We start from the raw sequence: 24878 nt of genomic DNA on the forward strand, positions 1-24878 counted from the left end.
GGAGGGAGCCGGGTACGACGCTGTGACCTGCGGCTCGTTGCCCAGGGTCGGGCCGGTGTGCGTCCGGTGGTTTTCCGGAATTCGGACGCCTGTTTTGCGCACACCTTGCGGGAGCGCTCCCAGGCATCGTGGGGCGAAGTTAACATCCACGACACACGGAGACAACGGGTGCAACCGTGGTGACTACTCGTTAAGTTCCCGGGGCCCCGGGGCGGGCCGGACCGCCCCGGGAGACCTTGGGGCGCAGCGCGGAGCGGAGGCGCCCGCCCGTGTCGGACGGTCCCTCCCACACTCACCGCACCGCCTGTGGCGGCCGCCGGTCCTACTGGACGGGCGGGTGGGCGTTGGCCAGCAACTCCTGGAACTGCGCGGAGAACGGGTGCCCCGGGATCGGAGCGTCGGGCAGCGCACCGTCGTCGTTGGGCTGGTGGTCGACCCCGCAACCGGCCGCGGCGCCAGCGGGGGCGGACACGGCCGCGGCCGATGCGGCACCCATGGCCAGGGCCGGTGTCGCGGCGGGACCGCGCCGCGCGTCCGGACGCCCGTCCGGGACGCGCAGGTTTCCGCTCATCTGTTCGCCGGGCGTGGACACCCCATCCTTCGGGGCGGGGAGGATGCACCCTCTCCTTCCTGTCGCTCTCTGTTGGATTCGACCCACGCGGCCGCAGGGCGGTCGCTGCGGTGTGTGCCATGACCAGGAAGAGCGTGAAGCGGGCGTTTCGGTACCGCTTCCACCCGACCGGCGCGCAGGCGGCTGAGCCGTCGCGCACGTTCGGGTGCGTGCGCCTGGTCCACGACCGTGCTCTGGCCGAACGCACCAACGCTTGGCACGCCGAGCAGCGACGGCTCTCCTACGCCGACTCCTCCGCGGCCCTGACCGCGTGGAAGAGGACCGGGGAATGGTCGGCGGTTGTGCCGGAGGGACGAGAGTGTCGGGACGGGGGCCGCCGACTGTTGCGTGGAATCCGGGTGGTGCGGGTGGTGCGAGGGGCACGTCGTTCTCCGGGGAGGGTGTCGCGACGCGGGGGGATGTCCGCATGAGTGGGAGCGCTCCCAAAACAGGAGCGCGGGGGTGGGATGGACTGGGGGGACGTGGACGCTCGCGCTCCCGCGTGCGACCCGGGTCGCATGTGACCCAAAACACTCGGGAGCGCTCCCATGAGAATAACCGCCGTCGCTTCACATGTAAACACCCCGTAAAGAACAGTGTTCGGTATGTCCTGCGGCCTCGGCGAACCCCTGCGCCGCAGTGGAAGCGCGCACTTCCCACCCCGCCACGGCGCCCGCCGGGAATAGCCGTGACGGGCCCGCCGTTCCTCTGGTAGTTTCGCCAATAAACTACTTCTCAAGAAGCTTTTTGCTAGGGGGACAGATGGCGACCCGCACACTGGTGACCGTCTCGGCCGGGATGAGCACGCCCTCCTCGACCCGCCTACTCGCCGACCGGCTGACCGCCGCCGTCGAGGCGTCGCTGCGCGAACGCGGCGACGAGGTCCGCACCCGCACCGTGGAGCTGCGCGAGGTGGCGCACGACATCGTCAACGCGATGACCACCCGGGTGCCCACCGGTGAGCTGCGCGGTGTACTGGAGGACGTCGCCGGAGCCGACGGGATCATCGCGGTGACCCCCGTGTTCAACGCCTCCTACAGCGGCCTGTTCAAGTCCTTCTTCGACGTGGTCGACCCCGAGGACCTGGACGGCACGCCGGTGCTGATCGGCGCGACCGGGGGCAGCCCGCGCCACTCGCTGGTGCTGGAGCACGCGCTGCGGCCGATGTTCGCCCACACCCGCTCGGTGGTCGCGCCCACCGGCGTGTACGCGGCCTCGGAGGACTGGGGCTCGGGCGAGGGCGGCGGCCGCGAGCTGACCCGGCGCGTCGAGCGCGCCGGGCGCCAGCTCGCGGCGCTGGCCGCGGACCACTCCCCCGCGGCCGGGGACCCCTACGAGGAGCCGGTCCCCTTCGCCGACCTGATGTCGGGCCTGGGCGTCTAGCTCCCGCCCGCACGCCGCCCGCCCCGGGTCACCAGGGGACGGCGCCCTCGTCGTCGAAGAAGCCGCCGCGCGGCCCGTCGTCGGGCAGGGTGGCGAGCCGGATCGCGACCGCCGCGCCCTGCTCGGGCGACCGAGGCGCGTTGAACCCGGTGAAGTCGGTCGCCACGTAGCCCGGGCAGGCGGCGTTCACGATGACGTTCGTGTCGGCGAACCGGCGGGCGTACTGTGCCGTGACGCTGTTGAGCAGGGTCTTCGACGGCGCGTACGCGGCCATGACCGGGCCGGTCCGCAGCGTCAACGAGCCCATGTTGCTCGACATGTTGACGATGCGCGGCGAGTCCGCGCGGCTGAGCAGCGGGAGCATCGCGTTCGTCACCCGCACGACCCCGAACACGTTCGTGTCGAGGACGGTGCGGACGACGTCGAGGTCGAGCGTGGTCGGATCCTGCGCGCCACCGTCGGTCCGGCCGGAGATGCCCGCGTTGTTGACGAGAACGTCGAGCCGCCCCGCCCTCTCCTCGACCGTCGCCGCCGCGGCGGCGACGCTGTCGTCGGAGGTGACGTCGAGGGCGACCCCGAACGCGTCGACCCCCTCTGCGCGCAGGCGCTCGACGGCCTCTCCTCGCCTGGTGTCGTCGCGGGCTCCCACCGCGACCGTGAAGCCCCTCTTCCCCAGGCCCTCGGCGATGGCGAAACCGATTCCCTTGTTCGCGCCGGTGACCAGCGCGGTCTTCGTGTCGTTCACGAGGTCCATGCTCGTGGGAGCGTGCACATACCGTCCAATACCGGCTCGGTCCGCCGCGATACCCCCCGGGTATCGGTCAGTAGGCTGCTCGTGTGGACGATCTCGAAACCCGCGAGCTCCGGTACTTCGTCGCCGTCGCCGAGGAGCTGCACTTCGGGCGCGCCGCCGACCGGCTCGGTATCGCGCAGCCCCCGCTCTCGCGCGCGATCCGCCAGCTGGAGCGTCGGCTCGGCGTCCGGCTCCTCGACCGCGACAGCCGCGGCGTGGCGCTCACCGACGCCGGCGGGGTGCTGCTCCGGGAGGCCGGATCCGCCCTCGACGCGGTCGCGGCCGCCGCGCGCCGGACGCGACGCGCCGGGGACCCGAAGCGGCCGCTGGTGCTCGTGACGAAGGCCGGGGCGTCCCATGAGCTGCTGCGCAGGCTCCTCGACGCGGCGGGGAGCGTGCCCGGCGCGGCACCGGTCGAGGTCCTCCTGTGCGAGGTCGGCGAGCAGGCGGGGCTGCTCCGCGACGGGAGCGCCGACGTGGCGCTCATGCACCGCCCCTTCGACGACCTCACCGGGTTCGACACCGAGGAACTCCTCGTCGAGGGCCAGGTCGCGATCCTTCCCGCCGGACACCCGCTCGCCGCACGCGACCAGCTCACGCTGGCGGAGGTCGGCGACGTGCCGGACCTGCCGATCGCCCGGTGGCCCCGGCTCGACGGGACCTACCCGGACGGTCCCGGGCCGGAGGTGCGCACCCAGTCACAGCTCGCCCAGCTCGTGGCGCTCGGCAGGACGCTGCTCGTCATCCCCGCCTCCAGCCGCGCCTGGCAGTGGCCCGAACACGTCGCGGTGCCCGTCGTCGACGCGCCGGAGGCCACCACGGTGATCGCGTGGCCGTCGAGCAGCCGCTCCCGGGCGGTCGCCTCACTCGTCCGCGCGGCGGCCGGACTCCGCGGAGCCGCGCCGCGCGGCGGCTCCGGACCGTCCGGGCGGAGCCCGTCGCTCTCCCCCGCCACGGTCGGGAACGGCTGAGGCCGGGGCCGACCCGTCGTCCGTCCGCGCCCCACACACGGACGGACGACGGGCGCCCCGCCCGCGGTCAGCTCCCGTACTCGGCGCGGATGCGGTCGGCGAAGCGGGCGAAGTCGGCCCCGTACAGGAAGGCCGAGCGCATGGTGCCGTGGTCGGCCGCCCCCCGGCCCGCGATGTCGAAGGCGGTGCCGTGGTCCACCGACGTGCGCAGGACCGGCAGGCCCACCGTCACCGAGATCGTCCCGTCGAAGTCGAAGGTCTTGGCCGCGATGTGGCCCTGGTCGTGGTACTGCGAGAGCACCCCGTCGTAGTGGCCGGTCAGCAGGCGGTGGAAGACCGAGTCCGCCGGGACCGGTCCGACCACGTTCGCGCCCGAGGCGCGCGTCCGCTCCACGGCCGGGGCCAGGTGGCGGATCTCCTCGTCGCCGAAGGCGCCGTTCTCGCCGCCGTGCGGGTTGATCGCCGCCACCGCCAGGGTCGGCTCGTCGTGGCCGAACACGCGCAGCGCGGTGAGCGCCTCGGTGATCGCCCCCACCTGCTGCTCCTCGTTGATCCTGTCCAGCGCGCCGCGCAGCGAGACGTGCCGGGTGGCGAAGAAGATCTTCTTGCCGCGCACCACGAACATGGTGTTCTGGCGGGTGACGCCGGTCAGCTCGCCGAGCATCTCGGTGTGGCCGAGGTGGCGGCTCCCCGAAGCCCAGATGGCCTCCTTGTTGATGGGCCCGGTGACGATCCCGTCCACGCGCCGCTCCATCGCCGCCCGCGTGGCCACCTCGATCGCGCGGACCGCCGCGGCCCCCGCGCGCGCGTCGACCCTGCCCCACTCCAGTTCGGTGTCGCCGAGTTCGCCGGTGTCGAAGCAGTCGACCACCCCCTCCTGCTCCGGCGGCAGGTCCCAGGAGGACACGGCGCGCACCCGCACGTCCAGGCCCAGGACGGTGGCCGCGCGGCGCAGCACGGCGGGGTCGGCGACGACCACTCCGCGCGCGGGGGCGGTGGCGCCCACCTCGGCCAGGGTGCGCACGGTGATCTCGGGGCCGATGCCGACGGGGTCTCCGACGGTGACGGCCAGGGTCGGGCGTTCAGTCATCTTCTCTTCTCCCGCTCGGGATCCGCGCGGACACCCCGCGCAGCCTGTCGTTGACCGTGTCGCGCAGCCGCGCCAGGCAGCGCGCGATGGTGTCCTGATCCCCGACCAGTCCTCCCTTGGTGATGATCGGGGTGCCCTCCAGCGGCCCGCCGTCCAGACGGCCGTGCACGGCCAGCGGGACGAGTTCGCCGCCCACGTCCAGGGCCCGCACGTCCAGGGCGGCGAGCAGGGCGGAGGTGACGTCGCCGCCGCTGGAGAACAGCGCGCTGGGGCGGGCCCGGGCGACGGCCCCGGCGACCAGCGCGGCGAGCATGCCGGGCATGGCCCTGCGCGCCTCGGCCGGAAGGCGTACGACGTCCTCGGCCGAGGCGCGGGTGCGCACGACCACGGCCGCGGGGAAGGAGTTCCGGGCCAGGGCCCGGGCCAGGAGCCGCGCGACCTCGTCCCGGTGCCCGGGGTCGGACGTGAAGCGCTGGGCGTCGACGTCGACGAACTCCGCCGAGGGGTCCTCGGCGACGGTGTCGAGCTGGCGCCGGGTCAGCTCGGTCGCGCTGCCCACCACCGCCAGGACCGGCCCGGGGTCGGGTGTGGTGCCGCGCAGCCCCAGCTCGCGGGCGAGCAGCGCCCCGAACGGGCCGGGGTCGGCGGCCACCCAGACGGTGCCGTCCCGGCGGGAGGCCGCGGCCACCGCCCGGGCGATGCCGGCCAGGTGCTCCTCGGTCACGGCGTCGCACAGCACGACGGGTTCGTCGCCCGCGAGCAGTTCCCCGACGAGGTCGGCGCGGGTGACCCGTCCCAGGGACAGGTGCCGCACGGCCAGTGCGCTCTGCTCGGCGACCAGGTCGGCGACCACGCTGGTGCGGACCGGGTTCAGCGGGTCCAGTGCCAGCTGGGTGCGTTCCAGGGGGACCCCGTCGAGCAGCTGGACGCCGTCGACGGTGATCCGCCCGGAGGCGGGGTGGGCGGGGGCGAAGAGCACACGGACGCGCACTCCGGACGGCGTGCGCTCGCGCACCGCCCGCCAGGCGGCCTCCAGCTCGGCGCCGACGTTGCCGCGCAGGGTGGTGTCGGTGCGCTTGACCACCAGGTCCACCGGCCAGAGCCGCGCCACGGTGGCGGCGACGAGCCCCGCGGCCTCGGGGGCGGGCAGGTGGCGGCTGTCGAGGTTGGCCACGACCGCGTCGTAGGCCGGGGCCGCCTCGGGGGCGTGCCCGGTGTCCACCGAGGCCACGCGCATGCCGGTCTGGGCGAAGCGCGCGCCGGTGGCGTTGGCTCCGGTGAGGTCGTCGGCCAGGACGAGGATTCGCGCCACGGGTACCCCCTATCCCAGCACCAGGGCGGCGACGCACAGCAGCGGCAGGCTGGCCAGCCACAGCACGGTGGTCATCCCGCTCCACATCCTCATGGCGGCGCCGCCGGACAGGCCGGTGAACCGGGTCACGACCCAGAAGTAGGAGTCGCTGACATAGGAGAAGACGAAGGAACCGGCGCAGGCGGAGGCCACGGCGAGCGCGGGGTTGATCCCCGCCGCCGCCACGATCGGGGCGCTGAGGGTGGCGGAGGTGATGATGGCGACGGTTCCCGAGCCCTGGGCCAGCCGGACGAACGTGGCGATCACGAACGGCAGCAGGAACATCGGCACGGGCCAGCCCGAGACGGCGTCGGCGAGCGCGTCGCCCACGCCGGAGGCGCGCAGGACCTCGCCGAAGGCCCCTCCGGCGCCGGTGATGAACACGATCATCCCGGCCGAGGCGGCGGCCGCGGTCAGCCAGGAGACGACCTCCCCGCGCCCGGTCCCCCGGGGCGGCAGCGTGTAGACGGCGACGACCAGCCCGATGACCAGGGCGATGGCGGGGTTGCCGAGGAAGGCGAAGACACCGGCGACCGCACTGCCCTCGGCGAGCGCGCCGGTGAAGGTGTTGCCGACGATGAGCAGCAGGGGCAGCAGCAGCGGGACGGAGGCGGTCAGCGCGCTCACGCCCGGGTCCGGGGGCTCCTTGCTGATGTCGCGTCCGGCGCCCGGGGCCGCGCTGCCGGACCCGGCGGCGTTCTCGGGGACGAGGCCCGGCTCCACGCTCGCCTCCAGGCGGGGTCCCATGTAACGCGCGTAGACCACCACGACCGGGACGAGCAGGATCGACATGGCCCCGCCGAGCAGGACGGTGGTACCCAGGTCGGCTTCGAGGAGCCCGACGGCGGCGAGCGGGCCGGGCGTGGGCGGGACCAGGTGGTGGGTGATGGACAGCCCGCCCGCCAGGGCCAGGCTCATCACGACCAGCGGTCTGCCGTAGCGCCTGGCCAGGGAGCGGGCGAGCGGGTGCAGGATGACGAAGCCCGAGTCGCAGAAGACGGGGACGGACACGACCGCGCCGGTGGCGGTCATCGCCACGTCCTCGCGGCCCTTCCCGGCCATGCGGACGAAGGCCTTGGCCAGGGCGTCGGCGCCGCCGCTGCGCTCCAGGACGGTGCCGATCATCACGCCCAGGGCGATGACGATGCCGATTCCGGCGAGGGTGTTGCCGAAGCCGGTGGTCAGGTGCTCCACCAGCTCGGGGGCGGGGACGCCCGCGACCACGCCGGTGACCAGGGCTCCGGCGAGCAGACCGACGAACGCGTCCAGCCGGGACCACACGATGAGGGCGATGACGGTGCCGACGCCCAGGAGCAGTGCGGCGAGGAGCTGTACTTCCATACCAGGTGCCTTTCAGGGGGTCATTCCGGTTTCGTGCCCGCGCCGACCGGAACGATGTGGGGGGTGCAGGCGGGATCGGCGTCGAGGGCCTCGCGCTCGCGGGCTCCGATCCCGTCGTCGGTGATCAGGCCGTAGGGTCCGGGGACGACCGCCCAGTACGGGTGGGGGCCGGAGCCGACCTTGGTGGAGTCGGCCACCACGAACACCCGCCGGGCGCTGCGCATCTGGAGCTCCTTGGCTGCGGCGATCTCGGGGCTGGGGCAGTTGAGGCCCCGGCCGGGCAGGAGGCCGTCGGCGCCGATGAAGGCGATGTGCGGGGTGATGCGGTCCAGGACTCCGTGCGCGTAGTCGCCGACGATGGAACCGCGTCTTCGCCGCACGCGCCCGCCGACGACGACGAGTTCGATGCCCTCGGCGTCGTGCAGCGCCGCCATGGGCCCGAGGCCGGAGGTGACCACGGTGGGCCCCGAGCGCCGGGCCAGGCGCTCGGCCACGAAGGTGGTGGTGCTCCCGGCGTCCAGCAGGACGACGTGGTCGTCCTCGACCAGCGCGGCGGCGTGGTCGGCGATGCGCCGCTTGGCGGGGGCGTTGCGCAGGCTCTTCTGGGTCCAGGACAGTTCGGCTCCCGCGGGTGCGGGGACCGCGCCGCCGTGGGTGCGGACCACCTTTCCGGCCCTCTCCAGCTCACCCAGCCCGCGCCGCACGGTGGAGGGGCTGATGCCGAGTTCCCGCGCGAGGTCCTCGACCCTCTGCACGCCGTCGGTGACGGCGTCCAGCAGCCCTTGGTGACGCATGACCACTCCTGCTCGTTTCGCGCATGTGAACAGGGTCATACTGCGCGCTTTACGCAAGAGAAAGCAAGAGGTCAGCGCCAATGTGCTCATAACGCGCATATAACGCCCGGGGAGTGCGGACACGGCCACCGCGCGGAGAACAGCGCGGCCGGGAACGTTTGGGCGGGGCGGCGCACGGCTATGTCGCATACGGCGCCGGAGAGGGCCGCCGCCAGGACTACGGAGCGTGCCGATGAGAAGACAGTTCATCAACGAGCCGGGCGACGTGGTGCCCGAGGCGCTGGAGGGGTTCGCGGCGGCCTGGCCGCACCACGTGCGCCTCAGCGCCGAACCCGCCTACGTCGTGCGCGCCCGCCCGGCCACGGACAAGGTCGCGGTGGTCTCCGGAGGCGGCTCGGGCCACGAGCCCCTGCACGTGGGCTTCGTGGGCACCGGCATGCTCGACGCCGCCGTGCCTGGGGCCGTCTTCGCCTCCCCCACGGCCGTGCAGATCCGGGCGGCCTCGCAGGCCGCCGACACCGGCCGGGGCGTCCTGCACGTGGTCAAGAACTACACCGGTGACGTGCTCAACTTCCGCATCGCCGGTGAGCTGCTGGCCGACGAGGGCGTGCGGAGCGAGATCGTCCTGGTCGACGACGACCTGGCCACCGACACCGGTGACGGCGGAGGTCCGGGCCGCCGGGGCACGGCGGCGGTCGTGGCGGTGGAGAAGGTCTGCGGCGCGGCGGCCGAGCGCGGCGCCGACCTGGCGGAGCTGGCCTCGCTCGGGCGCCGGGTCGCGGCGCGCAGCCGTACCCTGTCCGTGGCGCTGGCCGCGGGCGCCCACCCGGGGCAGGACCGGCCCTCGTTCGAGCTGCCCGGGGACGAGGTCGAGTTCGGCGTGGGCATCCACGGCGAGCGGGCCCGGCAGCGGCGGGCCTTCGGCCCCTCCCGCGAGCTGGTGCCGCCGATGGTCTCGCCGCTGGTGGAGGCGTTGGGGCTGGGGCGCGGGGACCGGGTGATCGCCATCGTCAACGGTCTGGGCGCCACACACGACCTGGAGCTGTACGGGGTGTTCCGCGAGGTGCGGCGCGTCCTGGAGGACGCCGGGATCGGGGTGGCCCGTTCGCTCGTGGGGTCCTACGTGACCTCCCTGGACATGGCGGGCTGCTCGGTCACCCTGGTGGAGGCCGACGACGAGGTGCTGGAGCTGTGGGACGCTCCGGCCGCCACGCCCGCGCTCACCTGGTAGAACGTCCGTCCCACCACAATTCCGCACGGGAGCACCGGCATGGCAGAGCAGCTCAGTCCCTCCGACGTCGAGCGGTGGGTGCAGGCCTTCATCGGCGCGGTCGAGGAGGAGGGCGGGTACCTCACCGACCTGGACCGCCGCAGCGGCGACGGCGACTTCGGCACCAACATGACCACCGCGCTGCGCCGCACGCGCGCGGCCCTGTCCGACACCGCCGCCACGGGCGCGGCCGGGCAGCCCTTCGAGGTGATGGCGGAGACCTTCCTGGGCCACAGCGGCGGCACCAGCGGCCCGCTGTTCGGCATGTGGTTCCGCGAGTTCGCCAAGGCGGGCGCCGGAGCGCAGGCCTTCACCCTGGCGATGGTGGCCGAGGCCACCGCGAACGGGTGGGCGACCCTGCACCGGCTGGGGTCGGCCGAGGTCGGGGACCGCACCATGGTCGACGCCATCGCCCCGGCGTCGGAGGCCCTGGCCGGGGCGGTCGACGGCGGCGCGGGGCTGCACGCCGGGCTGCGGGCGGCGGCGGAGGCCGCGCGGGAGGGCGCGGACGGCACCAGCGACCTGCTCGGCCGCCGGGGGCGCACCAGCTACGTGGGCGATGCGGCCCTGGGCAGCCCGGACCCCGGCGCGGTGACCGTCGCCCTGTTCTACCGGGCGGCGCAGGGGGTCGTCGAGGTCTGAACCGCGGTCGGCCGTGCGCCCGCGCGGGGACGTGCGGCCACGGCTCCACGCCCCCGGGCGGGCGCGCGGCGAAGGGCCCCGGCCCGCTCAGGCTCCGCCGAGGTACTCGACGAAACGCACCCCGATCTCACCCGGGCCGCAGCTCACCCCGACCATGCGGCCGGTGAACCCGCCCGCGACCTCGGTCGACAGGTAGCGCCCGTCGATCCGGGCCAGCTCCGTGGCGCCTTCCGGGGTGCGGACCGCGGCGACGACCACGTCCGGTCCCCGTTCGCGGCTGTACTCGGGCGCCGTCGGCGGCACCACCCGCAGTTCGAGCACCGTGTCCGGGGTCAGGGGCGCCTCCCCGAGCACGGTGGTGAGCGGTCCGACCCGGGCGACGGCGCGCACCCGCGTGCCCTCGACCTCCAGGGCGAACCGGTGGGCGGGGTCGACACGGACCTCCAGGGCGCCAGCGCCCCCGTCCGCGTCGATCCCGGCCCGGACGGTCATGGTCGTGTGCTCCTGGCGGCGGCCGACGAACACCCGCTCGTCTCCGGGAGACGACATCCGCCACCGGTCCCCCGACCACCGCAGCACCCGGTCGGGGAAGACCCCTGCGCCGACCCAGTCGGGGCCGAGCGTCCCCTCGCCCAGCGAGGCGCGCACCCGCGGCGGTTCCCTCGGCTCGACCGGCCCGGTGACCACCGGCCAGCCGTCGCGCCAGGCGACCTCGGCGGCGAAGGTCTCCCTGCCCAGCACGTGCCAGCCGGGGAAGGAGCCCGAGGGGCGCACTCCCAGGAACACCGTCGCCCACGACCCGTCGGGCCTCTCGACCAGGTCGGCGTGGCCGGTGTTCTGCACCGGGTCCGGCGTCCCCCTGGCGGTCAGCAGGGGGTTGTGCGGGCAGGCCTCGAACGGGCCCTCCGGTGAGGATCCCCGGGCGATCGTCACCGCGTGTCCGGGACCGGTACCGCCCTCGGCGACCACCAGGTACCACCACCGCCCCACCCGGTACAGGTGCGGCGCCTCGGGGTCCCTGCCCCCGGTACCGCTCCACAGCGTGCGCGGTTCGGACAGCAGCTCGCCGGTGGCCGGGTCGAGGACGGCCTGGCGGATGCCGCCGTCCGACCACGTGAGCAGGCACCTGCCGTCCCCGTCCCAGGCCAGGTCCGGGTCGATGCCGTCCGCGCCGCGGATCCGCACCGGGTCGGACCAGGGACCGGCGGGGTCGGTCGCCGTCATCAGCAGGTGCCCGGGGCCGTCGGAGACGTTGGTGGTCACCAGGAAGAAGGTGCCGTCGTGGTGGCGCAGGGCCGGGGCGTAGACGCCGGAGGAGGGCGCGGCACCGGACAGCGCCAACTGGGAGGGCCGGTCCATCACCGCGCCGACCCGCTCCCAGGACACGAGGTCCGACGACCGGAACAGGGGGACCCCGGGGGCGTACTCGAAGCTCGAACACGCCAGGTAGAACACGTCGCCGACGCGGCACACCGTGGGGTCGGGGTGGAAACCGCCGAGGATCGGGCGGGTCGGCAGGACGCCGCCTCCGGGGGGAACTTCGGGCTCGGTCACCCACCGAGTGTGACACGCCCCACCTGGGCGGAACGGGACGGGGTTGCGGTGGCGTCAGCTGCCGCGAAGTGGCACAGGCCACGGGTAACACTGACCGAAACCGGGTGACTGGGCTCTGCTGCAACCGGGTGGCTGGGCTCTGCTGCGTCGGCCGCGAAGGCGGCGGGTGCCTGGGGGCGCCGTTCAACGCTCCACCTGCTGATGGTTGCGGTGGCGGCGACATCAGCTGCCGCGTAGTGGTGCGGGAGGGTGATCAACGGTTGGTGTTCGGGGGTGGTGGGGCTTTGCTGCGGTGGCAGCGAAGGCGGCGGGTGTCCGGGGGCTCCGTTCAACGCTCCACCCGCTGATGGTGGCGGTGGTGGCGTCACCAGCTGCCGCGAAGTGGCTCGGGAGGGCGATCAACGCTTGCTGTTCGCGCGTGGTGGGGCTCTGCTGCGTCGGCACCAAAGGCCGAGGGCCTGGCGGGCCTTGGGCAGCGGTACCGGCCCCCGGGGCGGGGGCGGGGGCGGGCGACGGTGGCAGCGACGACGGTAGGCGCGGGGCCCGGGCTGCCTGTCGGGTGCGGGCATGCCGGGGCTCGGCACGACCCGGGGGTCATTCCCGGGGTGGTGGATCCGGATCCCTGCCGGATGGGTGGTCTCGTCCCCGTCCGCGTTCTTGGCTGTGGGTGCGGAGTTCGCGTTGGTACTTGGCCCGGTTGTGCGGCCCGCACAACGGTTGCAGGTTGGCGACCACGGTGCGCCCTCCTCGGGAGAACGACCGCACGTGGTCGGCCTGGCACAACGTCACTGGTACCTCGCATCCGCCCGGGTGGGCGCAGGTGCTGTGCCGGTGGAAGGCGGCGGTGCGTTGGCGGGTTGAGGCCAGGCGGCGGCTGTGGCCCACATCCAGCACCTGCCCGGTGGGCGGGGCGGTGAGCATCCGCACCACCTCAGAATCGGCGGCCAACTCGTGCACCACACCGGCCGGAACCACCCGACCGTTCTCGTCCAACGCCGGAACCTCCTGGCCTTCGGCGTCCAGGTAGGTCTGCACGGGCACCACGATGCGGATCTGCGCCAACGGAGCCGGAGCGTTGTCACACCCAGTGTGGGTGGTGGCAAAACGCAGCGCGGCGATGAGCGCGTCATGCTCACGCTGAGACCGGGACCGTTCCTCGCCCTCTCCGGGTGGGGTGGAGAAGGTGTCGATAGCGGCGCGCACGACCAACGCATCCCCAGACCCGCCCCAAGATTGGAGTTGGTAGCTGCCCTGGAACGTGTCATGCACGACCAGACCACGCCCGGCGTGGGCGGCCTCGTGGTCACGGTCCAACCGGTGCGGGTCCAGGCGATAGGCGACCTGGCGGGCCACCGACTGGAGCTGGTTGACCGACAACGCAGGACGCTCCGCCTTGGCCGCCACCAGAGCGGACTCAAACCCGCCCCGGTAGCCCTGTTCGTCGGGGAAATGCTGGGCGTCGCGGGTCTGGACGGCTTTGTCGGTGACCTTGGCAATCGCCACCGCCTCACCCAGCGCCAGAGCGCCCTCCCCTACCGCCTCGGCGGTGGCGGGCAGGGTCTCCTCGTGCACGCGCTGGGCCAGACGGGCCAAATCCTTGGCCTGACCAGTCGGCATCTTGCACTGGTGGGTGAGCCACTTGTCCAGAGTGGCGTAACCGCTGTAGCGGGCCACCTCACCGCGCGCGTACAAACGCGCCATCCGCACCAGCGCCCGGTAGCGAAGCTGGTCCAACTGAGCCCACAGCGCCGCGATCTCCTCCGCAGCAGCCTCATCAGCCCCCGGCGGCACCTCGGCGTTCAACGCCTGGTGGATGATCTCGCGCGCACCGGCCAGCGCGGCCACACCCGGGGAACAAACCCCGGGGGCCACCTCGGGCGCTGCAAGCATCATCTCCATACCTCTTATTATAAGCCAACAGCAGCCATTGCACCAGAATTCACAGCACCGAATTCACCCACCCTTCCGGCCTTCCCTCGCGGGAGGCTTGCCCTTCATTGATAAGCCACAATTAGGACAAACCGAAAGGCGCCAGAAAGGGCGCGGAAGAAATGATCCCTCGCCGTGGGTGCCGCCGTCGCCCACCCCGACCACAGGGACCAAAGACGCCATCCGAGGCTGGAGGACCCGCCTGCCGTTGGCGCCGACGCAGCAGAGCCCGACCATCCCTGCACCCCGGGCGTTGGTCGCCCTCCGGTGGCCGCTCCTGCCTTTGGTGCCGCTTTTCGCCGGGGACCCTCGCCCCCGCCGGACGACTACCGTTTCTCGAAATCCTCGCCCTTTCGCGGCAGCGGGTGCGCTTTCGTCGCTGCCAACACCCCCCGTCAAGAGTAGCGTAGGGGAGAGACCTGATGGCGGCCCCTCCCTGCCCCTCAATCCATTACTCCCCTTGAGGTGTCGGGTGTTTGAGGGCACACCAAAATACGCGTGGGTGGGATCCCCCCTATTTCCAGGAAACCATCACGGCGCCACCCACGGCCATCCCCAACTCCCGCCTGTGGAAAACACGGGAACGGCCCCGGGCGATCGCCCGGGGCCGGAACACTGTCTGGAGGAAACGGAAACCGGTCAGGCCTCGATGGTGAGTTCGCCCATCCGGTCCCAACCCTCGCCCTCCACGACCCGGCTGACGATGAGCGGGGTCTCGGTGAGCAGCGGCTTCATGGCGGCCAGCCCGTCACGGAAGTGGTCGCTGTTGACGTGCGCCTCGGCAGCGCCGTCCTTGAACGCCTCGACGAGCACGAACTCGTTCTCGCGCTCGACGCTGCGGGACCACTCGAACCACAGGTTGCCCGGCTCGGCGCGGGTGGCCGCGGTGAAGTCGGCGACCGCGTCCAGGAAACCGTCTCCTACCTCGGGCTTGACCCGGAACTTGACGACGATGAGGATCATCGCCCCTCCTCCTTGTCGGTGCTGCGGGACACGGTGTGCCGCGCCCCGTTCCCACTTTCCCAGAACCGGCGACCACGGCGACCACCGGACAAACCGGGAACTAGACGAATCAATGTGCACCTGGACGGACCGGGGTGCACCGGTCCACGGACGCGGGACGGTCTCAGGGACGCAGGAGCGGCTCCCCGCCCTCCGGCCCCACGGTGCCCGCGCCGCCCTCCGGCCCCACGGTGCCCACGTCACCCTCCGGCCCCACGGTGCCCGCGCCGCCCTCCGGCCCCGCGATGCCCACGGCGCCGCGGTAGCCGTCCCCCTCCAGCGACGACATCGCGTCGAGCGCGGCGTCGGACACGGGCAGCAGGTGGGCGTCGACCCAGGTGTCGCCCGTGGCGCCGTTGGTCCAGGGGTCCTCGACCACGAGCGCGTCCAGCACCGCCCCGTGGCAGAGCACCCAGTGCGGCACGTCGAAACCCTGCATCGCGGCCAGGGAGACCAGCAGCAGGACGCGCTCCCCCCGGCCGATCGCGTCGCGGATGTCGGCCGTGGACAGGCGGCGCGGATCCACCGGGACCCCGGCCCGCGCCGCGTCCTCCCGCGACGCGCGCTGGAGGACGACGCGCCACTCCCTCTCGTCCCCGGCGTAGGAGTCGAGCATGACCGGCCGGTCCACGTCGAGGAACACCGTGACTGGCGACGACGGCCACGCCCGGCGCACGGCCACGCCCAGCCCGACGGGCTCGCAGGCGGGGAAGTTCGTCGCGTCGCGCCACAGCGTCAGCTCCGCCGGGCGGTCCAGGGACTCGCGGGGCACCGCCCCGGCCTGCACCTGCGCGACCAGGGCGGTGACGGCGCCGCACGTGAAGTTCGTGGACTGGCGGTAGTACGGCGGCTCCGCCTCAGCCGGACCCTCCCCCAGCCAGCGCACGTGACCGGCGGGCGGACGGTTCCCGTCCCCGCCCTCCCCGCGCGGGGCCTCCAGCGGCGCGAAACCGGCGGCGGAGGCCTCCTCCGCGCCGACCGTCCACCCCTCCCACTTGACCTGTACGAGCCCCCGGCCCCGCGCGTGGGACAGGACCGCCGCCGCGGCGGCGGGCACGTCGCCGACGGCGTCGACGATCTTGGCGTAGGCGGTGCGCGGGCGCGCCGTCACCAGCGCGGCGGCGGCCCAGCCCTCCCCCGCCCCGTCGGGCACGGCCACGATCTCGGGCGCGTGGGCCGAGCGGTCGACCGCTCCCCAGCGTTCGAGCACCCGGTCGGGGGCGATACGCGCCAGGGGCGCGGGCACGGCGGCCGGGTCGAAGGGGACGACGACCGGGGCGGGCGCGTCGGGGCCGTGGGACGGCATTCGGCACTCCTGGTGCGGATCAGAGGGGATCGGCGGTTCACGCGCGGGAGCGGCGCAGCAGCCAGACGAGGTAGGGGGCGCCGACCAGGGCGATCATGAGCCCGGCCGGCAGCTGGGCCGGGGCCAGCAGCGTGCGGCCCAGGGTGTCGGCCACGCAGACCAGCAGCGCGCCCAGCAGCATCGCGACCGGAACGCTGCGCCCGTGGCGGGCGCCGACCAGCGCGCGGGCCAGGTGGGGCGCCACGAGCCCGACGAAGCCGACGACCCCGACCGCGACCACGCTGACGGCGGCCAGGACCGCGGCGACGGTGAGCAGCACCAGCCGCGTCCGCTCCACCCGCATGCCGAGGATGCGGGGCGTGTCCTCGTCCACGGCGATCAGGTCGAGGTGGCGGGCCAGGCCGAGCACCAGCGGCGCCGCCAGGACGAGCGCCACGGCGACCGGCACGACCTCCGGCAGGGTGCGCCCGTAGGTCGTGCCGGACAGCCACGTGAAGATGCGCGGGGTCTGCCAGGGGTCGGCGCGCAGGAGCAGGAACGTCGTGACCGCGCTCAGGCTGTACCCGCACCCGATGCCGATCAGCACGAACCGGTCCGGACGCAGCGCGCCCCTCCAGGCCAGCGCGGCGATCAGCGCGAACGTGGCCAGGCCCGTGAGGACCGACATGGTGACCAGCGACGGCAGGCCGCTGCCGGGGCTGGCGGTCACCACGATGACCGCCCCCAGCCCGGCTCCGGCGGTGATGCCCAGCAGACCCGGCTCCGCGAGCGGGTTGCGCACGGTGCTCTGGACGGCGCTCCCGGCCAGGCCCAGCGCCGCTCCGGCGAGTACGGCGGCGGCCACCCGGGGGAACCGTTCGTCCAGGGACCGGACGATCAGGTCGGGTGCGCTCCCCTGGAGCCACAGGGCGATGTCGCCGGTGCGCAGCCACAGGCTGCCCGCGAGCAGGCCCACGAGCACCGCCGAGACGAGCAGGGCCGCCGCCACGAGCAGGACGCAGAGGAAGCGCCGCCGCGTGCGCGGTCCGGTCCGCGCGCCCGGCGGTCGGCGTACCGGGCCCGCGTCGCGCAGGCGCAGGGCCAGGACCACGATGAGCAGGCCGCCGAGCACGGCCGTGGGCACCCCCGTGGGGATCGAGGCGGCGCCCTCGGCGCCGAGCAGCGCGCGCAGCCCGGCGTCCGCGAGCAGGATCAGGAGGGCGCCGAGGAGCCCGGAGGCGGTCACGAGCAGCAGGTGCCTGCGCAGCGGCCGGATCCGTCCGGCGAGCAGGCGCGCCAGCACGGGCGCGCCCAGACCGACGAAGGCGATCGGACCGGCCAGCGTCACCGCCGCTCCGGTGAGGAGCACGGCGCAGAGCACCGCGGCGGTCCGGGTCGAGCGCAGGGGCACGCCGAGCGAGGCCGCGGTGTCGTCGCCCAGGCCCAGCACGTCCAGCCTTCGGCTCAGCAGCAGCGCCACGCCCAGCACGACCGCGATGAGCGGCATCGCGCGCAGGGACGCGTCGATGTTGAGCTGGGCCAGGGAGCCGCTCCCCCAGGCGAAGAGGCCGGTGGTGTTCTCCTTGAACAGGATCAGCAGCATCGCGGTCGCCGCGTCCAGGGCCATCGCGGTCGCCGAACCGGCCAGGATCAGCCGCGTCGTGGCCGTTCCGGCGGCGTTGCCCGCCAGTGCCAGCACGAGCGCGGCGGCCAGCAGCCCCCCGGTGAAGGACACCAGACCGGAGGCCCACAGCGGGACGGCGAACCCGAACGCGGCGACCAGGGTCAGGGCCAGGTAGGACCCCGCCGTGACCGCGAGCGTGTCGGGAGAGGCGAGCGCGTTGCGCGTGACCGACTGCAGCAGCGCCCCGGCGACGCCGAGGGCGAAGCCCACGGCCACACCGGCGAACAGGCGCGGAAGCCGCGATCCGGCCAGCACGTCGCCGACCGGAACCCCGTCGACGGCCTCCCGCTCCCCGGCCGCGTAGCGCACCAGGTCCCACCACCCCACGCCGGAGGTCCCCTGGGTGAGGTGCCATACGGCCACCGCGAGGATCGCGGCGACCAGTCCCGCGAGGACCGCCGCCCCGGCGGCGCCGCCGCGCGCGCCGACGCGCGGCAGCGGGGACCTCCGGGGCGGGGCCTGAAGCGAACCGCTCATTCCTGGGTGATCGCGTCGGCGAAGGCGTCGACCGCCTGCGCGGTCGAGCGCGGGCCGCCCGCGCCCCAGATCCGCGGGGGGAAGGCGTGGGCCCGGTTCTCCTCCACGGCCGGGAGGGAGTTCCAGATCGGGTTCTCCTCCAGCGCCTCCACGTAGCCGCCGACGCCCTCGTCGTTGGCGTAGAAGAGGTTGGCCCCGCCCACGGCGGTGAGTCCCTCGACGTCGGTCTGCGCCAGGCCGTAGGAGGGGTTGACGCCGCCGTCCCCGTAGGCCTCGTTGATCTCGTCGGTCCAGACCGGGGTCATCCCGAGCTCCTCGCCGAGGGCGGTGAACAACGCGCCCTCGCCGTAGGGGCGGATGGTGAGGTTGCCGCCCTGGAGCCACCCGTCGAAGTACAGGAAGTCCTTCGTCGGCAGGTCGGCGGAGACCACCCGCTCCTTGGCCTCGGCGAGGTGGGCGTCGAACTCCCCGATCACCTGGTCGGCCCGCTCGGTGCGCCCCGTGGCCTCACCGATCATCTGGAAGACGCGCCGCATGTTCCCGACGGGGTCGGCCGGGTCGGCGCCCAGCGTGACGAGGACGGGCACCCCGCGCTCCTCCAGCTGCGCGATGATCTCGTCGTCGGCGCTGAAGGCCTCCACGATGACCAGGTCGGGGTTCTGCGCGTACAGGGTGTCGAGGTCGGGCTCCTCGCGGTTGCCGATGTCGGTGACGCCCTCGGGCAGCTCCTCCGCGCTCACCCAGGTGCTGTAGCCCTCGGTGTCGGAGACCGCCACGGGGGTGACGCACAGGGTGAGCGCGTCCTCGACCTGCTGCCACTCCAGGACGGCGATGCGCTCGGCGGGCTGGTCGAGCTCCACCTGTCGGCCGACACCGTCGGTCAGCGACACCGGGCCCGTGGAGGTGGTCGTGGTGTCCTCGGCGCAGCTCTGGGAGGCGGGCGCGGCGACGCCGCCGGTCTCGGGCTCCTCGACGCTGGTGGTGCCGCATCCTGTCGCGGCGAGGGCGAGGGCGGCGCAGGCCGCGGTCGCGAGACGGGGGAGACGGGTCATGGGTGGTTCTCTCTGTTCTGTTCCGCGGTGTTCGGGTGGTCCGCGTCCGCGGACCGGGGACGGGCCTCGTGGCGGCCCACGGGGTCGATGCGAAGGCGGCCGGTCCGGGGGTCGTGGGCGACCTCGACCCGGATGCCGTAGACCTCGCTGAGGTTGCGGCTGGTGAGGACCTCGGCCGGGTCGCCCGCGGAGTGGACGCGTCCGGCGCTGAGCAGCAGCAGCGTGTCCGCCACGCGCGCGGCGTGGTCGAGGTCGTGCAGCACGACGCCGACGGCGACCCCGTGGTCCTCGGCGAGGTCGCGGATCAGGTCGAGGGTCTCGACCTGGTAGCGCAGGTCCAGGTGGTTGGTGGGCTCGTCCAGCAGTACGACGCCGGTGTCCTGGGCCAGGCAGGTGGCGAGCCACACGCGCTGCATCTCTCCGCCGGAGAGCTGTCCGGCCGCCCGGTCGGCCATGTCCCGCACCCCGGTGGCCTCCATGGCGTGCTCGACGGCGCGCCGGTCCTGGTCGGAGAGCCCCGCGAGGCCGCGCCGGTAGGGGTGGCGTCCGAACGCGACGACGTCCCTGACCGCCAGGCCCTCCGGCGTGGGCCGGGCCTGGGCGAACAGGGTGACCTCCCGGGCGAACCGGCGTGCGCTGAGCAGGGAAGCCGGGCGCCCGGGTTCCCCGTCCCCGCCGCCGAGCGTGACCTGCCCCTCGTCGATGCGGTGCAGTCGGGCGAGCGAGCGCAGGAGCGTGGACTTGCCGCTGCCGTTGGGCCCCACCAGGGCGGTCACGCGCCCGGCCTCCAGGGACAGCGAGGCGCCGTGGACGACCGTGGAACCGCCGTAGCTCAGGACCAGCCGGTCTCCGCTCAGGGCGTGCGCCCGCGTCACGGCGCCGGGCACGCCGGGCGTGCCGGGACCGCGGCGGCCGTGGCGGAGGACGGACGCGGCACGGCGCGGACGGAGCCGCGGACGGCGTGCGCACACTGCCCGACCAGCGGATACGGCCGGACACGGGCACGGGCGCCCGAACGGGAGCTTAGGTTAGCCTTCACTCACTCAGAATAGATTCGGCCGCTCCGTGGCTGCAATCAGGACTTCCGGACACCGGATACGGAATTCCGGTCAACGGCCGCCCGGGAAGGGCCGAAGTACGTCCCCGGGGTGGCGCCCATCACGCGCCGGAAGGCGTCGATGAAGGTGCTGGTCTGGGCGTATCCGAGGAGTTCGGCGGCGTCCTGCACCTCGCGCCCCTCGCCGAGCAGCAGGAGCGCCCGGTGGATGCGCAGTGACTGCCGCCACTGCGCGAACGAGAGCCCGGTGGCGGCGCGGAAGGCGCGGCTGATCGTGCGGGGGCTCACGCCCAGGTCGCGCGCCCACTCCTCCAGGGAGCGGTCGTCGGCGGGGTCGCGCAGCAGGGCGTCGGCGATCACGTCGGCCCGGGCCTCGCCGGGCAGGCGCAGCGCGAGCTGGGGCAGCGACGGCTCCAGCACGTCGAACACCACCGCCTCCGCGCGCGAGCGCGCCCCGGCGTCCAGGTCGGTGCGGGCCAGGCGCATCAGCAGTGACTCCAGCACCGGGGTCATCGCGATGGCCGTGGGGCCCTCGAAGGCGACCGGCGTGCGGTCCGGGGCGAAGAAGGCGGTGTGGAGTTCGGCCCCGGCCGTCAGCCGACCGGCGTGCACCTCCCCGGCGGGCACCCACAGCCCGCACCCCTCGGAGACGGTGAAGACGTGGTCGCCGACGCGGGCGGTCAGCGCCCCGCAGCGCACCCACACCAGTTCGTGCGCGGGGTGCGCGTGCGGCTCCCACTCCGTGGGGGCGCCCGGCGCGTGGGACTCCGCGATGATCACGAAGGGCGCCGCGGCCCCCTCCGGAAGCGGGGCGGCCCGCCGCACCAGGGTGCTCGGCTCGCGCCGCCAGGTCCCCAGACCCGCACCCTCCCCGGAGGGCGCGGCCGTCCCGGGCGGTGCGCTGCCGGTACGCTCCGGAAGCGGAGATATGGGCGACATGTCCTTATTGTCGCAGTCGGCGTCGGGTACGGCGTCCCGGCGGGGCACCCGTGGACGCGGCACGGCCCCCGCTCCCGGCCGCAGCGAAAGGGAGGAATGGAACAAACGGTGCACTCGTCCCGAACCGCCTTCGGGCCGCCCCTGCCCGGGTCCGAAACCCCGGAATCCCCGCAGACCCCCGCCCGCACGAGCATCGGACCGAGACCGCACCGGAAACGAATGTCACCACCGCGCCCTACGCTCCACGACGCACCCTCACCGAAAGGGAAAGGAAAAGCACCGTGAACGGTAGCGGCACCGCCCCAGGAAACCCCGGACCCGCCACACCCGGAGAATGGCGGGCCTATCTGCACGACTACGGCGACCTGTACCTACGCACCGCCAACGAGTACCAGCTCCCCTTCGTCACCGAGGAACAGCACAGCACACGCTGGATGGGTCGCGAGCCCGCCACCGAGGAGGCCCTCACGGCGGCCGAGCACAGGCTCGGCCTGCGCCTCCCGCCCAGCCTGCGCGCCTTCTTCCTCACGAGCGACGGCTGGCTCGGCGTCGGCGGCTGGGTCGAACGGATCCACTCGTGCGCGGAACTTCGCCTGCTGCGCGACACCGACCACGGCGCCCACCTCATCGAGCTCTACGGCGAGTCGGTGGAGGAGGACCCAGAGCCCGTGCGGCTGTTCGAGAACGCCCTGGAGATCGCGGTCGGCGAGGACCTGTGGCTGCTCGACCCCACCAAGGCGGGACCGAACGGTGAGTGGCCCGCCCACCTGTTCGAGGTCAAGTACGGCGAGTTCGAGGAGTTCACCGACTTCACCGCGCTCATGGACGACAGCCGCACCACCATGGAGGGTCGGCTCGACCCGTAGTCCGTCGCGGCTGCTTCTGATCCGTTACCGGGGCGGCGCCGACCGCTCGGCCGCGCCGTGGCGCGAGGGCGTGCCGGGGTCCTGGGCAGCGGCCTTCCCCTGTGTGTTGACGTCCCGGGGGAGGGGGGGAAGATCCCGCCTCGACGAACCCGGATCCGAGGACCTCAGCACGCCCGCGACGGGGGCGCACGCGTGAGCTGGGTAACACCCCGGCCCCGGTGACGGCACGGGAGGACGCCTCCCGCACCTGGACGGGGCGGGACACAACGGCCAGGATCTGTTCAATCCCCCGTCAGCAGTGTTTACCCTCACACGGACGCACACTGTGGCCTGCGATAGTGTGGAACGTCGTCGTCGCGCCGCCCTCGGTGGGACCCAGGGGTCCACTCTCCCCCTCGTCCCCCGCCGTCAGTGCCCGTCGGCGACCGGGCAGGGCTGCGTCTGACGCTCCGCCCCACCCCATGCCGCGCCTGCCGCGCTGGCCGTGAGACCGGGCGGTCGTTCCCGGCGGCCGCCACGCGCGCACAGCGCATGGAACTTCAGATACCGGCTGCGGCGTGTCCCGGCCGGTGCTTCCATTCGAGGGGCTTCCTCTACTCCATGTTCTCCACTCTGCGCTCACGCGCGTCCGCGCGAGGCAGACGTACCGACTTCTGGGTCATGGGCGTGTCCGGCGCCTTCATGACCGTCTTCGTCGCGGCCGCCCTCGTCTCGCCCGGTGTGGTCGGGACCGCCGTGGACACGGCCTTCACCTGGTCCGCGCGCTGGTTCGGCGCCTACTGGCAGCTGCTGATGCTGGCCACCTTCGTCGTCATCACCATCCTGGCCTTCTCCCGCTACGGCCGGGTGCGCATGGGCGGCTCCGGCAAGCCCGAGTTCAACCGGTTCACCTGGGTCGCGATGATCACCACCACCCTGCTCGCCGCCGGGGGGGTGTTCTGGGCCGCGGCCGAACCCATCGCCCACTACTCCTCCCCGCCGCCGCAGTACGCCGACCAGGTGGACGAGGGCTCGGCCGCCGCCGTCGCGATGGCGCAGAGCTTCGTGCACTGGGGCTTCATCGGCTGGGCGGTCGGCGGTGCGCTGGCCACCCTGGTCATGATGCGCGGGGTGGAGATGGGCATGCCCCTGCGTCCGCGCACCCTGCTGTGGCCGCTCATGGGCGAGCGCGTGCGCACGCACTGGATCGGCACGGTCGTCGACATCAGCTGCGTGCTCGCCGTGGTTGCCGGAACCGTGGGGCCCATCGGCTTCCTCGGCCTCCAGATCTCCTACATCTGCGGTCAGCTGTTCGGTCTGCCCGACACCTACGCCGTCCAGGCCCTGATCATCCTGGGCCTGACCGTGGTGTCCGCGGTGTCGGTGCTGAGCGGGATCCACAAGGGCATCCAGCTGCTGAGCCGGGCCAACGTCTGGGTGGCGCTGGTCCTCATCCTGGCCATCCTCGGCATGGGGTCGCTGCCCTTCGTCGCGGACCTCTACATCCAGGCGAGCGTGGTGCACGCGCAGGAGTTCCTGCCCATGGCCCTGTACACCGGCGACGAGCAGTGGCTGGGGTACTGGACCCTGTTCTTCTTCGGCTGGTTCCTGGGCTTCGGTCCGATGATGGCGATCTTCTTCGCCCGCATCTCCCGGGGCCGCACCGTGCGCGACATCTACGTCGGGGCGACGGTGCTGCCCACGGTGGTGACCACGATCTGGTTCACCGCGCTGGGCGGCACCGGCATCTGGCTGGAGAAGCAGGACCCGGGGGTGATCACGGGCCCCTACGCCCGGGACGGCCTGCCCGCCGCGGCGCTGGCCATCCTGGAGGCGCTGCCGCTGACGGCGGTGCTGGGCGTGCTGACGGTGATCGTCGCCCTGATCTTCCTGGCGTCCACGCTCGACTCGATGTCCTACGCCATCTCGGTCTCCAGCATGCACGAGGGCGAGCCCTCGGGCGTGGTCCGCGCGTTCTGGTGCGTGGGGATGGGACTGGCCGCCGTCGCGCTGCTGCTGGTGGGGGACGGCGGGATCCAGGCGTTGCAGTCCTTCATCGTGGTGACCGCGGTGCCCGTCGGCCTGATCATGCTGCCGACACTGTGGACCACGCACCCGCTGCTGCGCGACATGGCGATCGAGCAGGGCATCGTCGTTCCGCGCCCGTCCCCGGACGAGGACGGCAGCGACGACGGGGCCCGTGCCCAGCGGGCCGAGGAGCCGGTCGGCTAGGGGCCCCGCCGTAGGGCCCCGCCGCGCACGGGTCCCCGTTCGGATCCCTGACACGGCGGAGCCCGGGCCGCGGACGTACTCGCGTCCGCGGCCCGGGCCTGAGTGGTCGTCCTACCGCTGGCCGTCCTGGTCGGACGCGGTCCGCTCACCCTGTCGGGCCGCCAGCAGTGAGGCGTGGGTGGGCGCGTCGGGCACGTGCGCGGGCCGTCCTGCGGCGAACTCCTTGCGCAGCACCGGCACGACCTCCTCGCCGAGGATGTCGAGCTGCTCCAGGACCGTCTTGAGCGGCAGGCCCGCGTGGTCCATGAGGAAGAGCTGGCGCTGGTAGTGGCCGAAGGAGTCGCGGAAGCTCAGCGTGCGGTCGATGACCTCCTGCGGACTGCCGACCGTCAGCGGGGTCTCGCGGGTGAACTCCTCCAGGGAGGGGCCGCCGCCGTAGACCGGCGCGTTGTCGAAGTAGGGGCGGAACTCCTTCACCGCGTCCTGGGAGTTCTTGCGCATGAACACCTGCCCGCCCAGGCCGACGATGGCCTGGTCGGCCTTGCCGTGGCCGTAGTGCTCGAAGCGGCGGCGGTAG

20 protein-coding genes and 2 pseudogenes are annotated in these 24878 nt (G+C 73.4%); 7 read left to right on the top strand and 15 right to left on the bottom strand.

From position 1 onward, the window contains the following. Positions 1-322: 322 nt before the first annotated feature. Positions 323-592, bottom strand: a complete 270-nt coding sequence (locus HGB44_RS18185; protein WP_061081112.1) for a hypothetical protein — start codon at positions 590-592, stop codon at positions 323-325. 98 nt (positions 593-690) lie between these two features. On the opposite strand from HGB44_RS18185, the pseudogene HGB44_RS18190 reads away from it, so the two are divergent. Together HGB44_RS18190 and HGB44_RS18195 are read left to right on the top strand one after the other, a co-directional pair. Beyond that, positions 691-906, top strand: a pseudogene (locus HGB44_RS18190) (helix-turn-helix domain-containing protein); the annotation flags it as partial. 466 nt (positions 907-1372) lie between these two features. Then, positions 1373-1993: an FMN reductase gene (locus HGB44_RS18195; RefSeq protein WP_061081113.1), complete on the top strand. Its 621-nt coding sequence runs from the start codon at positions 1373-1375 to the stop codon at positions 1991-1993. A gap of 28 nt (positions 1994-2021) precedes the next feature. Here the strand turns inward: HGB44_RS18195 and HGB44_RS18200 are convergent, their stop codons facing one another. Next, complete coding sequence (locus HGB44_RS18200; protein WP_061081114.1) at positions 2022-2747, bottom strand: SDR family oxidoreductase; 726 nt, start codon at positions 2745-2747, stop codon at positions 2022-2024. An 83-nt stretch (positions 2748-2830) separates the two neighbouring features. Between HGB44_RS18200 and HGB44_RS18205 the strand changes: the two genes are divergently transcribed. Continuing rightward, positions 2831-3757 (top strand): LysR family transcriptional regulator, encoded by a 927-nt coding sequence (locus HGB44_RS18205; RefSeq protein ID WP_061081115.1) that lies wholly within the window; start codon positions 2831-2833, stop codon positions 3755-3757. A 67-nt stretch (positions 3758-3824) separates the two neighbouring features. Here the strand turns inward: HGB44_RS18205 and pdxA are convergent, their stop codons facing one another. The 4 genes from pdxA to HGB44_RS18225 are packed head-to-tail and all read right to left on the bottom strand — an operon-like array spanning position 3825 to position 8333. Further along, the gene (pdxA, locus tag HGB44_RS18210; RefSeq protein ID WP_061081116.1) at positions 3825-4847 is read right to left on the bottom strand and encodes a 4-hydroxythreonine-4-phosphate dehydrogenase PdxA; all 1023 of its coding nucleotides are present in this window, start codon (positions 4845-4847) and stop codon (positions 3825-3827) included. Next, on the bottom strand, positions 4840-6159 hold the full coding sequence (locus HGB44_RS18215) for a four-carbon acid sugar kinase family protein (RefSeq protein WP_061081117.1): 1320 nt from the start codon (positions 6157-6159) through the stop codon (positions 4840-4842). Before HGB44_RS18215 ends, pdxA begins: the two co-directional genes overlap by 8 nt. Positions 6160-6168: 9 nt before the next feature. After that, positions 6169-7539, bottom strand: coding sequence for a GntP family permease (locus HGB44_RS18220; RefSeq protein ID WP_061081118.1), 1371 nt, complete (start codon positions 7537-7539; stop codon positions 6169-6171). Between the two features lie 20 nt (positions 7540-7559). Then, entirely contained in the window at positions 7560-8333 is a 774-nt protein-coding gene (locus HGB44_RS18225; RefSeq protein WP_061081119.1) for a DeoR/GlpR family DNA-binding transcription regulator, read from the bottom strand. A 232-nt stretch (positions 8334-8565) separates the two neighbouring features. Here HGB44_RS18225 and HGB44_RS18230 point away from each other — a divergent pair, with 232 nt between their 5' ends. Both HGB44_RS18230 and HGB44_RS18235 read left to right on the top strand, forming a co-directional pair. After that, on the top strand, positions 8566-9564 hold the full coding sequence (locus HGB44_RS18230) for a dihydroxyacetone kinase subunit DhaK (protein WP_061081120.1): 999 nt from the start codon (positions 8566-8568) through the stop codon (positions 9562-9564). A gap of 39 nt (positions 9565-9603) precedes the next feature. Further along, complete coding sequence (locus HGB44_RS18235) at positions 9604-10245, top strand: DAK2 domain-containing protein (protein WP_061081121.1); 642 nt, start codon at positions 9604-9606, stop codon at positions 10243-10245. A gap of 87 nt (positions 10246-10332) precedes the next feature. Here the strand turns inward: HGB44_RS18235 and HGB44_RS18240 are convergent, their stop codons facing one another. The 8 genes from HGB44_RS18240 to HGB44_RS18275 form a co-directional block, all read right to left on the bottom strand. Next, complete coding sequence (locus HGB44_RS18240) at positions 10333-11799, bottom strand: glycoside hydrolase family 43 protein (RefSeq protein ID WP_168444051.1); 1467 nt, start codon at positions 11797-11799, stop codon at positions 10333-10335. Positions 11800-12393: 594 nt separating this feature from the next. Next, entirely contained in the window at positions 12394-13689 is a 1296-nt protein-coding gene (locus HGB44_RS18245) for an HNH endonuclease signature motif containing protein (protein WP_168444054.1), read from the bottom strand. A 678-nt stretch (positions 13690-14367) separates the two neighbouring features. Continuing rightward, positions 14368-14691: a putative quinol monooxygenase gene (locus tag HGB44_RS18250; RefSeq protein WP_019611536.1), complete on the bottom strand. Its 324-nt coding sequence runs from the start codon at positions 14689-14691 to the stop codon at positions 14368-14370. 163 nt (positions 14692-14854) lie between these two features. Then, complete coding sequence (locus tag HGB44_RS18255) at positions 14855-16036, bottom strand: peptidase C39 family protein (protein WP_061083635.1); 1182 nt, start codon at positions 16034-16036, stop codon at positions 14855-14857. Positions 16037-16073: 37 nt separating this feature from the next. Beyond that, positions 16074-18176 (bottom strand): iron ABC transporter permease, encoded by a 2103-nt coding sequence (locus tag HGB44_RS18260; RefSeq protein ID WP_061083634.1) that lies wholly within the window; start codon positions 18174-18176, stop codon positions 16074-16076. Continuing rightward, positions 18173-19228, bottom strand: a complete 1056-nt coding sequence (locus HGB44_RS18265; RefSeq protein ID WP_061083633.1) for an iron-siderophore ABC transporter substrate-binding protein — start codon at positions 19226-19228, stop codon at positions 18173-18175. Before HGB44_RS18265 ends, HGB44_RS18260 begins: the two co-directional genes overlap by 4 nt. Further along, positions 19225-20115 carry an ABC transporter ATP-binding protein gene (locus HGB44_RS18270; RefSeq protein ID WP_061083632.1) on the bottom strand — a complete coding sequence of 297 codons (891 nt, stop codon included), beginning with the start codon at positions 20113-20115 and terminating at the stop codon, positions 19225-19227. Before HGB44_RS18270 ends, HGB44_RS18265 begins: the two co-directional genes overlap by 4 nt. A 188-nt stretch (positions 20116-20303) precedes the next feature. Next, the gene (locus HGB44_RS18275; protein WP_210751817.1) at positions 20304-21224 is read right to left on the bottom strand and encodes a helix-turn-helix domain-containing protein; all 921 of its coding nucleotides are present in this window, start codon (positions 21222-21224) and stop codon (positions 20304-20306) included. Between the two features lie 281 nt (positions 21225-21505). Between HGB44_RS18275 and HGB44_RS18280 the strand changes: the two genes are divergently transcribed. Both HGB44_RS18280 and HGB44_RS18285 read left to right on the top strand, forming a co-directional pair. Beyond that, complete coding sequence (locus HGB44_RS18280; RefSeq protein WP_082768652.1) at positions 21506-22090, top strand: SMI1/KNR4 family protein; 585 nt, start codon at positions 21506-21508, stop codon at positions 22088-22090. Positions 22091-22690: 600 nt separating this feature from the next. Continuing rightward, positions 22691-24301, top strand: coding sequence for a BCCT family transporter (locus HGB44_RS18285; protein WP_061083631.1), 1611 nt, complete (start codon positions 22691-22693; stop codon positions 24299-24301). Between the two features lie 111 nt (positions 24302-24412). Here the strand turns inward: HGB44_RS18285 and HGB44_RS18290 are convergent. After that, a pseudogene (locus HGB44_RS18290) lies at positions 24413-24878 on the bottom strand (5,10-methylene tetrahydromethanopterin reductase); the annotation flags it as partial.

The organism is Nocardiopsis alborubida (assembly GCF_012396365.1).
Taxonomy (GTDB): domain Bacteria; phylum Actinomycetota; class Actinomycetes; order Streptosporangiales; family Streptosporangiaceae; genus Nocardiopsis; species Nocardiopsis alborubida.

Coding starts and splice junctions, on each gene's coding strand:
- HGB44_RS18235 (WP_061081121.1), top strand. CDS start 9,604: ATGGCAGAGCAGCTCAGTCCCTCCGACGTCGAGCGGTGGGTGCAGGCC.
- HGB44_RS18230 (WP_061081120.1), top strand. CDS start 8,566: ATGAGAAGACAGTTCATCAACGAGCCGGGCGACGTGGTGCCCGAGGCG.
- HGB44_RS18285 (WP_061083631.1), top strand. CDS start 22,691: ATGTTCTCCACTCTGCGCTCACGCGCGTCCGCGCGAGGCAGACGTACC.
- HGB44_RS18195 (WP_061081113.1), top strand. CDS start 1,373: ATGGCGACCCGCACACTGGTGACCGTCTCGGCCGGGATGAGCACGCCC.
- HGB44_RS18220 (WP_061081118.1), bottom strand. CDS start 7,539: ATGGAAGTACAGCTCCTCGCCGCACTGCTCCTGGGCGTCGGCACCGTC.
- pdxA (WP_061081116.1), bottom strand. CDS start 4,847: ATGACTGAACGCCCGACCCTGGCCGTCACCGTCGGAGACCCCGTCGGC.
- HGB44_RS18250 (WP_019611536.1), bottom strand. CDS start 14,691: ATGATCCTCATCGTCGTCAAGTTCCGGGTCAAGCCCGAGGTAGGAGAC.
- HGB44_RS18225 (WP_061081119.1), bottom strand. CDS start 8,333: ATGCGTCACCAAGGGCTGCTGGACGCCGTCACCGACGGCGTGCAGAGG.
- HGB44_RS18255 (WP_061083635.1), bottom strand. CDS start 16,036: ATGCCGTCCCACGGCCCCGACGCGCCCGCCCCGGTCGTCGTCCCCTTC.
- HGB44_RS18275 (WP_210751817.1), bottom strand. CDS start 21,224: ATGTCGCCCATATCTCCGCTTCCGGAGCGTACCGGCAGCGCACCGCCC.
- HGB44_RS18265 (WP_061083633.1), bottom strand. CDS start 19,228: ATGACCCGTCTCCCCCGTCTCGCGACCGCGGCCTGCGCCGCCCTCGCC.
- HGB44_RS18245 (WP_168444054.1), bottom strand. CDS start 13,689: ATGCTTGCAGCGCCCGAGGTGGCCCCCGGGGTTTGTTCCCCGGGTGTG.
- HGB44_RS18200 (WP_061081114.1), bottom strand. CDS start 2,747: ATGGACCTCGTGAACGACACGAAGACCGCGCTGGTCACCGGCGCGAAC.
- HGB44_RS18260 (WP_061083634.1), bottom strand. CDS start 18,176: ATGAGCGGTTCGCTTCAGGCCCCGCCCCGGAGGTCCCCGCTGCCGCGC.